The sequence below is a fragment of the Hoskinsella mucinilytica genome (assembly GCF_045223415.1).
GTDB classification, from domain to species: Bacteria; Bacillota_I; Bacilli_A; order Erysipelotrichales; family Erysipelotrichaceae; genus Hoskinsella; species Hoskinsella mucinilytica.
The window spans coordinates 57,442-68,787 of record NZ_JBEQZJ010000023.1; the positions used below are offsets into that span (position 1 = coordinate 57,442).

Here is an 11,346-nt window from a genome sequence, read left to right on the forward strand (position 1 = left end):
TCTTAATCTCATAGTTTTCCCATAAATATTTTCATTTCATTTTCATATCTTCTAAACAAGAATAAATCTTTTTCGACTGGAAGTTCTGCAGGTACTTTATCTAAAGTATCTGCAATACATAAATAATTTAAATTATCTATACAAATACCGTTTTTTCCTTTATTCATATAGTCCTTGATATTACTAGATGCATTTGTTATTACTGGTGTTCCACATGAAATTGCTTCAACAAATTTCGTTGGGAATCCAGCTTTACTTACTCTATCGTCCATTCTGAAAAAGCAACTATAATTTGAACGTTTTACATACTCTAAAGTTTCAAGATGACTTAATTTTCCATGAAATGTTATCATTTTAGAAGATAATAAAAAAGTCTTATGATTTGGATACATTTCAATATATTGTTCTAATGTAATTCCAATGATATCTAAACGAATCTCTCTTCTAACAATTTTCAAAGCTTCTATGAGAATATCAATCCGATCTTTATTTCCCGGATTTCCTGCATAAACTAAATTCATTTCTGATTTACTTTTAGAATAATTTCCATCCCATTTTTTTTCATCTGTATCTGTTAAAGGTGGTATGCTAATAACATTATAATGTTGATAATATGATTCAAGGAATTTACTAATCACTATTAACCCATCCAGTCTTTTATGCACAACTCTCATACGATACCATGTATCAAAGCCTTTGATAATTTTAGAAAATAAATCACGTCCCTTGACAGAATACCATTCTGTAACATCCGCAAGACATTTAATTTCTTTACTTTCACAGAATTTTCTAAGCTTATTTAATGCAATAGAGGGAAAGTTATAACATATTAACGCTTCAATTCCATCATACTTATTTATTATTTGAACATAATCTCTTATACTAGTTAAATACCGTATCCAGTCCACAGTCTTATGAGGATAAGGAATCGCATATGTTTCGAATCCTTGGACAAGTTTGAATGTGTTTTCAATATCATTTTTTTTTAAACTTTTATCAATGCTAATAAAGATTACATTATTTCCGATATCATTTAAAATTTTTGCGTTGCTTAACACTCTATGAGCTGCAGCATTTTTATCAGGAAATTCAAATCCTCCTATATATATCACTTTTTTTCTCATTAAACAATCTCCTTACAATAACTTCCTACCTAAATGAACTTAATTTTCTGATATTGAAAATAATTGTAGGTGTCTATTTTTCCTTTTCAATTTGTCCTTCTAAATACTTGACTTTCTTATTTCTCTTCATATTATGTTAATTCATGATTATATCCCTTAATAATATTCAAAAATAATATATGTCAAAACACTACACCCTTGTTATAATTAAGCTTCTACTTTAATTAACTTCACTTACATACTAAAATTAAGATTATTTCATAATACTTTACTTTATAAATCATTTCTAATATTTGTTATCAGTAAAATTTTAATGTGGTATGATAAAATCAAACATGATTTACTGAGATAACAAAAAGCATATCTTTTTTATATGTTATTTAAAAATCCTTCAAGTCGTATAATTTACATCATACATCTATAAATTTTTCTTATACCAATTAATAGCTATTTTAATTCCTTTTTCAAAGCTATATTCAGGGTCATATCCAAGTAATTCTTTTGCTTTATTTATACTTGCATTTGAATGTTTAATATCACCATTTCTATTTGGTCCAAAAATGGGTTCTACATTTTTATTAAGTGTTTTACATAAGTTATAATAAATATCAATTAGATACTCTCTACCACCAAATGCTATATTGAAAGCCTCTCCAGCCGCTTCACTTGAAGCCAAACAAGCCTTAAGATTGGCTTCAACTACATTATCTATGTATGTAAAATCTCTTGATTGTTTTCCATCACCATTAATTGTTGGTCTTTCGTCATTAAGAAGTTGTTTGATAAACTTTGGAATCACTGCTGCATAAACTCCATTGGAATCTTGACGTTTTCCAAATACATTAAAGTATCGTAAACCATATGTATCTAGTCCATAAAGCCTTTTATACAATTTACCATATTCCTCATCTACTCTTTTTGTCAATGCATATGGACTTAATAAATTTCCTTCTTGGCCTTCTACCTTAGGAAGAACGGGATGATCACCGTAGACACTTGAACTGGAAGCATACACAAACTTTTTAACATGATTTTGTCTAGCTGCTTCCATCATATTCAACGTCCCCCCTATATTCACCTTTTCATAAAACAATGGCATTTCTATACTTCTCGGAACACTTCCCCAAGCCGCTTGATTTAAAACATAGTCAACATCTTTGCAAGCTTTTAAACATGTATCCAAATCAGTAATATCACCTTTGATAAATGTATAATTCGGATTGTCTAAAAACATATTTACATTTTCCTGCTTACCAGTTGATAGATTATCAAGACATTTTACTTTATAACCCAATTCCAAAATAGCTTCACATAAATTTGAGCCAATAAAACCAGCTCCACCTGTTACAAGAAATGTACTTTCTTTATCAAATTTTAGATTTTTATATCCCATTTAAAATTCTCCCTTCTGTTATAAACGCCAATAGGAATAGCCAGCCTGTTCAAAATCTTTTTTATTGAGTATTCCTTTTACATCTATAATTATTTTTTTGTCTTTAAACATTTTATCAAATTCATCAATATTCATCTCCATAAAATTTTGATGACTAGTTGCTATAATTAAACTATCAAGATTAATTAATTCTTCTTTTAACCTAAAATCAAGATTGTAAAGATGTTTTGCTTCTTTTGCATCTGCAATTGGATCAACAATGATTGGGTTGATACCGTATTCTTCTAATTCTTTAATGATATCAATAACTTTTGTATTACGAGTATCTGGACAATTCTCTTTAAATGTAAAGCCTAAAACACCTACTTTAGCATTTTTTATACTTTTTCCTTCATTGATCATCCTTTTCACAACGTTTTCAGCAACGTATTTCCCCATATCATCATTAATTCTTCTGCCTGATAAAATAATCTGAGAATGATATCCTTCTTGCTCTGCTTTATAAGTCAGATAGTATGGATCTACTCCAATACAGTGCCCGCCAACTAATCCCGGTGTAAAATTCAAAAAGTTCCATTTTGTCCCTGCAGCCTTTAAAACCGCTTGTGTATCTATTCCTAATTTATTGAAAATTATAGATAATTCATTCATAAATGCAATATTTATATCTCTTTGAGAATTTTCGATTACTTTTGCTGCTTCAGCAACTTTTATTGATTCAGCTTTATATACACCTGCTTTGACAACAACCTCATAGACCTCAGCAATTTCATTTAATGTACTTTCATCCATTCCAGAAACAATTTTGGTTATTGTCTCCAGTCTATGTATTTTATCTCCAGGATTTATTCTCTCTGGTGAATAACCTACTTTAAAATCTATACCGCATTTCAGTCCAGATTCTTTCTCGAGAATTGGAACACATGTCTCTTCAGTGACTCCAGGATAAACAGTTGATTCATATACCACGATAGAGCCTTTTGAAAGATTTCTTCCTAAAATCTTGCTGGCCCCCTCGACTGGGGTTAAATCTGGTGTATGATCTTTTTTCACAGGTGTAGGTACAGCAACTATATGAAATTTTGCTTCTTTTAATCTATATTCATCAGAAGTAAAATCGACTTTACAGTTTTTTATGCCTTCACTTCCTATTTCATTTGTTGGATCGTATCCATCTTTATATTGATTAATTTTTTCAGAATTAATATCAAATCCAATTACATCCATATGTTTAGAGAATGCAACGGCTATTGGCATTCCAACATAGCCTAGTCCTATTAGGCTTAATTTTTCATTTCTATTCAAAAGTTCTTTACATATCATTTTTAATTCCTCCAATTTCTTTTATATATGTATTTACTATGATATTTCTATCGAAAAGCATCTCCATTTTTTTTCTAGCATTTAATCCCATTATTTGCCGTTTTTCATATGTTAATTTATTAAATTCCATTATACTGTTGTATATTGAATCACTACTCTCTTTTTCAAAAAGAAACCCCGTGATTCCATCATCAATAATTTCCTTTATGCCAGAAATATTAGATCCTAAAACTGGTCTTCCACAAGCAGACGCCTCAAGCAAAACATTTGCCATTCCTTCATGATGGGATGGCAAAATAACTGCACTACATTCTTCGATGTATTTTTTTACATCTGATTGAAACCCTAAATATTCAATATTATCTGAATCAAATAATTCATTTGAAATATTGTCATCCAAAAAACCAATCATTTTAATTTTTACTTTTTCATTTTTCAGTTTTTTTGCTGCTTCTAATAGTTCAACAATTCCTTTAGCCTTCATCAATCTTCCTATAAAAAGAATATTTACAAAATCATGTTCTTCTGGATATGGGAGTAATTTGAATTCCTTTAAATTTACTCCTGAGCCAGGAATAAGACTTAATTTCTTGGAAATATTATTCTCTATAAAAAAATCTTTAATTTGCGAATTCTGTACAAAAATTTTGTTAACCTTTCTCATAGAAATTTTATATAAAATAATAGATAATGAACGCAAAAAGCCTATTTTCTCCAATGCATTTCCAAGTCCAGTAATATTCACAAAATAAGGAATTCCTTTTAAAGAACAAGCAATTCCCCCATATATATTGGGTTTTATTGTATATGTCAAGACAGCAAATGGTTTTATTTTATTTATTATTTTGTAATATTTATATAATATGGCAACATCTGAGAATGGATTTAGTCCATGCCTATCTATATTTATTTCTATAAATTCACATCCTAAACCAATTAGTTTTTTAATTTTTTCTCCATTTGGAGAACATATAATTACATCATACCCCTGCTCTAATAACTCGATTACTAATTCTTTTCTAAAATTATATATGACAATTTCATGGTTAACCAAGAATAATATTTTCTTCTTCATTTCTTAACCTCTGTTAAATAAATTGTTTCCTTAAGTAACGTCTCAACAACTAAATTGTTTTTATCATAACAAAGATTGCCAAACGCTTTATTACACATTCCGCTGATCTTCCCAGGAATATGGGAAGCAAGATATACAAAAGGATTCAAAAGCTTCGTTACATATATTTTCTTATTGTTTGCTTTTGCTATTTCTTTTACCATATCAGATGTTCTTACATATTCTTGATTCTGAGGAAAGAAGATACCTTCTTGATTTTCATCTATACATTTCTTTATGAACCAACACAGATTTCCTATAAACAACATACTTCTTTCGTTTTGTATATCAGGAAATATTGGCAACTTCTTCGCCATTTTTGATAGCAATGGATAATTCCCTTTACTGCCTGGACCATAGATCATTGGAGGTCTTAAGATACACACCTTAAAAATTTCATTGGACAATGGCAATAATCCCAGATCAGCCTGCAACTTGCTGTCTCCATAAAAATTAGCAGGTGAAGGAATCGTATCTTTTGTAATCACTTTTTTCTTTCCGATTGGTGCGCTTTCGCCATATACAATAATAGAGCTCATATAGATGAATTGCTTTACTCCAGCTTTTTTCGCAGCTTTTGCTGTTTCAATGGTTAAATCTGTATTCACTTTATAATAAAGTTGTTTTCTTTCCTCTGATACATGTCCAACATCCGCATGTGCTATCCCAGCCACATGAAATACTGTATCATATGGACTGAAATCATATTTCTTCCAATCAGGGTTTTGCATGTCCAGTGTATCTATTTTATAATCATTAAATTCTTTCATATAATTTTCAAAAGATGTTCCAATATAGCTGTTTGCTCCTGTGATCAGTATCTTTTTCATTCTCTGTTCACATCCTTTTTCTGCAACTCCCCTGTTCCCCCTTCTACCACCCCGTCATGCCTTAACACAGATGTAATCGTTCCAAAAAAACATTTCATATCAAATAAAAAGGACAGTCGCTTTACATACTCGCCATCCAGTCTTGCTTTTACTTCTATTTCCAATTCATCTCTTCCATTGATTTGTGCCCATCCTGTTAATCCCGGTCGTATATCATTCGCATGATATTTGTCTCTTTCTTCAATCAGATCATATTGGTTCCACAATGCCGGTCTTGGACCTATCACTGACATCTGGCCTGCCAGGATATTGATGATCTGCGGCAGTTCATCTAATGATGTCTTTCTCATGAACTTTCCTGCCTTCGTGATGTACTGCTCTGGATTCTCCAGCAGATGCGTCGGTGTATCCTTTGGTGTATCAATTGACATCGTTCTAAACTTCAATATGTTGAAATATGCTTTCTCTTTTCCTACCCTTTTCTGTTTGAATAGGATCGGACCTTTACTGTCAATCTTAATCCATATGCACAATATTAGAAACACTGGACTCAATACGATCAATCCTGTCAATGACAATAAAAAATCCAGTATTCTTTTCAGACAATTCCTATACATGACCTTCCCCTTTCTATAATATCCTTCCATCTTCTATAATGCTTTCTGCTTCTATCTCTTTGCCAAATGAAATGCTACAATTGCTTCCTATCTTTACATAATCTTTGACTTTTGCTGTTGCTCGTATCGTTGTGTTCGCATAGATCAGACATCCATCTCCAACGGTTGCATCATGATTGATCACACTGTTTGCACAGATGATACAGCTCTTTCCTATGCTTGTGCTATTCTCTATACAAACATAAGGAAAGATCACACTTCCTTTTCCTATCTTTGTGTGATTAGAAATAAAACTCAACGGATGGATCAGTGTCGCAATCTTAAATTGCTTTTCTGCTTCTTCCTGTAATTCTCTCCGATATCTGTTGTTTCCAATAGCAATGAACACTTCATCAAATTCTTTTCCTAAAAGCTTTAGGTCACTCATTCTTCCTATCACTTTTCTACCTAGGATGATTTCTCCCACATGCTCATCATCTAAAAAAGCAATTTCATCATATTTGTTCATTGCTTCCGCAATTTCAAGACAACATCTTCCATGTCCTCCGCATCCCAATATTAGAAGTTTCATGTTTCTACCCTTTCACCGTTTCAGGATGATACGTCGTTACCAACTGCTGTACCAGTTCTCTCATTTGATCAGTTTCTGCATATGCTGCTTCATATAATTTCTCTAACTGCAAGAACAACGCTTCCTCATCCATCTCTATTGGTTTCCCTATATGGATCAGTTTGTTTCCGGTCGTCTGCATCCCTTCCTCTTTCATCAGCATTTCTTCATATAATTTCTCACCTGGTCTCAATCCGGTATATTCAATCTTGATATCCACATCCGGCTCATAACCTGAAAGTCTGATTAAGTTTCTTGCCATATCTGCAATCTTTACCGGCTCTCCCATATCCAACACAAAGATCTCTCCACCCTTTGCATAGGCTCCTGCTTGTAACACTAGAGATACAGCTTCTGGTATCGTCATGAAGAATCGAATGATATCTGGATGGGTTACCGTAACTGGTCCACCTTGTTCAATTTGTTTTTTGAATAAAGGAATCACACTTCCATTTGATCCAAGCACATTTCCAAACCTTACCGCTACATAATCTGTCTTTGACTTCTTGTTGTAAGTCTGTACGATCATTTCACAGATTCGTTTGGTTGCGCCCATGATGTTCGTTGGATTTACTGCTTTATCAGTAGATATAAGAATAAACTTCTTAACTCCATATTGATCAGCTGCCTTCACCACATTCAATGTTCCAAACACATTGTTCTTGATTGCCTCATTTGGTGCATCCTCCATCAGTGGCACATGCTTGTGTGCTGCCGCATGATACACGATATCCGGATGATACTTCTTGAATAGATCGTTTATTTTCCCTTTATCTCTTACAGAGGCAATCATCGTTTCTAGTTTCAAATTTGGATAGTCATGTTTCAGCTCTAACTGGATGTCATATGCATTGTTTTCATAGATATCCACGATGATCAACTGTTTAGGATCATTTGCCACAATCTGTCTGCACAATTCACTTCCAATACTTCCTCCACCTCCGGTTATCATCACGACCTTATCTTTGACATAACCCATGATGTCATCCATATTCACCTTGATTGGTTCTCTTCCTAGAAGGTCTTGTATCTCTACATCTTTTAATTTTGTTATCGTGATATCCCCATTCACAAACTGATACATCCCTGGTAACTTCATCAGCTTACATTTTGTTTGTTTACAGATATTTAGCACTTCTGCCATTTCTTTTCTTGATACTGATGGCATCGCAATCAAAATCTCTTGTATTTCATATTTCTTTACTGCTTCTACGATTGCATCTCTTCCTCCCACAACTGGAATATCATGGATGCTTCGATTCCATTTTGTACTGTCATCATCAATGAAGCACTTTACTTCCTTGTACACATGACTGGAATGTAAGATCTCTTTCGCAAGCTTCTCTCCTGCATCGCCTGCGCCTATGATCATCGCATGACTTGCTTCCTTGCTTTTAGCTAAAGATTTACTTTTATAACTTCTCAAAAACCTGTATAAAAACCTTGATCCTCCTGTCATCGCTGTCAATAACAGAAAAAATATAAAGTAACTTGACTTTGGCATTGGATGATCTGTCAATACGCTTACTGCAATATTTAAAAGACTTACTCCGATGGATGCCACTACGATATTTTTCATTTCTGTTAACGAAGCAAATTCCCATAGACTTTTATACAGATGAAACAGATAAAACACCAAGATCCCACACATTATCACTGGAACAGCTGTTGCTCTCAATCCTTCCATATACTGTTGTGGTACTGTCCCATCAAATCGCAGGATCAATGAGACATAGCTCACTGCCGCAATTGAAAACACATCCCATAAGACCAATGCAATCATTCTGGGATGAAACAGTTTCTTTTTCATTCTCTTTCCCCTTTCCTCATTTCTAGAAAAAAAGATACAGCTCCCCCTACCCCATAGCATTGATGTGGCAGTTCCCTGTATCCTGTTCCCTTCCTCAAAGCGACTTTAGCGACTATTGATTCTTTGGATCATTCCTTTTCTCTGATTTCCAATCCTGCGACAACTTCCTTGTCCAAGACCTTTACATATAATTTTGCCAGACACTTATGTCTGTCTATCTTTCTGATATTGCTTTCCAGTCCTTGTAACGGACCTTCTTCGATCATCGTTACTTTGTTTATGATTTTCCCTTTTGACATCCTCAATGTGTATTCCTCATCCAGGATATCGTTCAGGAACTTGATTTCTTCTTCATGAAGCGCACTTGTGCCTTCTTCATCATATTTCAACAACTTTTTAAATCCCTTTAACTTCATGCGATATTCTTGAAACAATCGTTCGATGTACTCTTGTTCTTCCTCTGTTTTGATAAATAAATATCCTGGAAACATCGGCTTTCTTTGTATCTGATATTCTCCCTTGATCTTGTATCTTCGCTCCATCATTGGTACGAAAGATACTACATCTCCTTTGCGGTTGATCATGTCTCTTAGAAAGGTTTCTTTCCCTCCTTGAACATACATCACATACCAGTTCTTATTTCTCATTGCTGTAGTAATAGTTGTAGTAATGTTTTGCACTTGCTTCGGTCATCGTCATGACGGCTCCTAATACGTTGCATCCATTTCTCTGCAATTCGGTCAATGCTGTTTTCGCTTCGTTCTTATCAGTATCTTTCGCTGAAATAACGAATACTGTTCCATCACAGTTATGTGATACTGGGATCGCATCTGCCACTGCACTGATTGGTGGACAGTCTACGACGATAAAATCAAATCTTGTTCTCAGCTGTTCCATCAATTTCTTGAATTTCTCGCTGCTCAATAATTCACCAGGATTTGGTACTCTCACTCCGCTTGTCAAAAGGAACAATCTTCCATCACTCGTGTTGTCTTTGAACTTCTGAAAATAAGTATCCTCATTCACATCGAACGTATCAAAGTTTCTCATCAGATTGCTCAATCCCATCTTGTTCGATACCTTGAATATCTTGTGCTGTACCGGTTTTCTTAGGTCACAGTCAATCAATAGTACATTTGAATATTTTGCAACACTAACGGTTGCTAGATTACTTGCGACACTACTTTTTCCTTCTGATGGATTCGTACTTACCACGTTCACCACCTGGATGTTCTTCTCAAATGATGAGTATTCTATATTTGTTCTAAGCTGTCTGTAGATTTCTGTATAAGCAAACTGATTGCTCTTTACATTCTTCCTGCTGTCTGTCTTGGTTTGCTTCGGTGCTATCTTTACATCCATCCTATCTCCTCCATAATTTCTTGAAGATTGATTTCTTCTTCACTACTTCTATTTCTTCCATATCTTCATTCTTGATGATATGCTCTGGATTTCTCTTCATCAATATCTCTGCATTGCCTTCCCCATACGTATCACTCACATATCGATAAACATCGGACAGCATGCAAATCCTGTTTCCTGATGGTCGATGGGCATCACTTGCAATCAAATGCGCCATTGCGTTTTCCAGCAGTTTATGTGCATTCTTCTGTACTGTCGAGCCATGCATATCTAGGATGCTAGTTCGATTGATCTGGATCTTGCATCCCATATCGATCCATTCCTGTACTCTTTCTAGATCAATACCTTCATGAAAATATCGTTCTGCATGTGCAACAACAGGAATCAAATTTCTTACTGTCAATTCATACAGCATATCTTCTACTTCATCGTTATGGTCAATGTTCTTTCTTACATCAAACTCACACAACAGATAACAACTGTTTGCCAATGTGTTGTAATAACCACTGTCCAAAGCTTCGATATATTCATGATTCAAGAACAATTCACTGCCGGGATACACTTCTACACCATAAGGTTTCGCCAACATCCTTAGATTCTGAATACGCTCCTGCATTTCTTTCACACTATCTTGATCCAATTGTCCTGGAACAAAATGCGGTGTGGCGATCATTTTAGTGATACCATCCTTCTCCATCATCCGAAGCGCTGTTTCACTATCCTCCATGCTTTGAAATCCATCATCAATGTCCCACGCCATATGATTATGCGTATCTATGTATGACATCTCTTATTCCTCGTAGAACGGAATCTCCGCAAGTACAGGGATACCAAGGAAGCTCTCTGCCTCCTGTTTTGTTCTCAAACGTTTATCTAACAAGTACGTTAAGAACACATATCCACCGGAACACAACAAACCAAGAAGTGCTCCTATCAAGGTATTCATTTTCTTGCTTGGAGATACTGGTACCTCATCTACTTCCGGATCATTCAACACGGTCATGTTCTCAATCTTCAGCGTATCTTTTACTTCTTTGAAGAATATTTCTGTTGTAGCTTTGACTATCTGTTGAGATTTTGTTGGGTCATCGGTTGTTGCCTTAATGTCTATAATCTCTGTTTCTGTCTTGTTGGAAACACTGATTGCATTCTGTACTTCCTTC

At 34.3% G+C, this 11,346-nt stretch carries 12 protein-coding genes; all 12 read right to left on the bottom strand.

Translation table 11 applies throughout. The features are described 5' to 3' along the window. Positions 1-8: 8 nt before the first annotated feature. Positions 9-1,124: a glycosyltransferase gene (locus tag UGRO018_RS09850; RefSeq protein ID WP_416326310.1), complete on the bottom strand. Its 1,116-nt coding sequence runs from the start codon at positions 1,122-1,124 to the stop codon at positions 9-11. A 418-nt stretch (positions 1,125-1,542) separates the two neighbouring features. After that, positions 1,543-2,517: an SDR family oxidoreductase gene (locus tag UGRO018_RS09855; RefSeq protein ID WP_416326311.1), complete on the bottom strand. Its 975-nt coding sequence runs from the start codon at positions 2,515-2,517 to the stop codon at positions 1,543-1,545. Between the two features lie 18 nt (positions 2,518-2,535). Next, positions 2,536-3,840 (bottom strand): nucleotide sugar dehydrogenase, encoded by a 1,305-nt coding sequence (locus tag UGRO018_RS09860; protein WP_416326312.1) that lies wholly within the window; start codon positions 3,838-3,840, stop codon positions 2,536-2,538. After that, complete coding sequence (locus tag UGRO018_RS09865; RefSeq protein ID WP_416326313.1) at positions 3,830-4,915, bottom strand: glycosyltransferase family 4 protein; 1,086 nt, start codon at positions 4,913-4,915, stop codon at positions 3,830-3,832. The genes UGRO018_RS09860 and UGRO018_RS09865 overlap by 11 nt, the downstream gene beginning before the upstream one ends. Next, the gene (locus UGRO018_RS09870) at positions 4,912-5,784 is read right to left on the bottom strand and encodes an NAD-dependent epimerase/dehydratase family protein (RefSeq protein WP_416326314.1); all 873 of its coding nucleotides are present in this window, start codon (positions 5,782-5,784) and stop codon (positions 4,912-4,914) included. The genes UGRO018_RS09865 and UGRO018_RS09870 overlap by 4 nt, the downstream gene beginning before the upstream one ends. Continuing rightward, positions 5,781-6,401: a sugar transferase gene (locus UGRO018_RS09875; protein ID WP_416326315.1), complete on the bottom strand. Its 621-nt coding sequence runs from the start codon at positions 6,399-6,401 to the stop codon at positions 5,781-5,783. The genes UGRO018_RS09870 and UGRO018_RS09875 overlap by 4 nt, the downstream gene beginning before the upstream one ends. 13 nt (positions 6,402-6,414) lie before the next feature. Beyond that, the gene (locus UGRO018_RS09880; RefSeq protein ID WP_416326316.1) at positions 6,415-6,972 is read right to left on the bottom strand and encodes a PglD-related sugar-binding protein; all 558 of its coding nucleotides are present in this window, start codon (positions 6,970-6,972) and stop codon (positions 6,415-6,417) included. Positions 6,973-6,976: 4 nt separating this feature from the next. Beyond that, positions 6,977-8,821, bottom strand: a complete 1,845-nt coding sequence (locus tag UGRO018_RS09885) for a polysaccharide biosynthesis protein (protein WP_416326317.1) — start codon at positions 8,819-8,821, stop codon at positions 6,977-6,979. A gap of 128 nt (positions 8,822-8,949) precedes the next feature. Beyond that, positions 8,950-9,468, bottom strand: a complete 519-nt coding sequence (locus UGRO018_RS09890; protein ID WP_416326321.1) for a transcription termination/antitermination NusG family protein — start codon at positions 9,466-9,468, stop codon at positions 8,950-8,952. After that, the gene (locus UGRO018_RS09895) at positions 9,458-10,183 is read right to left on the bottom strand and encodes a CpsD/CapB family tyrosine-protein kinase (protein WP_416326318.1); all 726 of its coding nucleotides are present in this window, start codon (positions 10,181-10,183) and stop codon (positions 9,458-9,460) included. The genes UGRO018_RS09890 and UGRO018_RS09895 overlap by 11 nt, the downstream gene beginning before the upstream one ends. 1 nt (position 10,184) lies before the next feature. Continuing rightward, on the bottom strand, positions 10,185-10,970 hold the full coding sequence (locus UGRO018_RS09900) for a tyrosine-protein phosphatase (protein WP_416326319.1): 786 nt from the start codon (positions 10,968-10,970) through the stop codon (positions 10,185-10,187). 3 nt (positions 10,971-10,973) lie between these two features. Next, positions 10,974-11,346 (bottom strand): YveK family protein (locus UGRO018_RS09905; protein WP_416326320.1); only part of this gene is annotated, 373 nt, incomplete at its 5' end.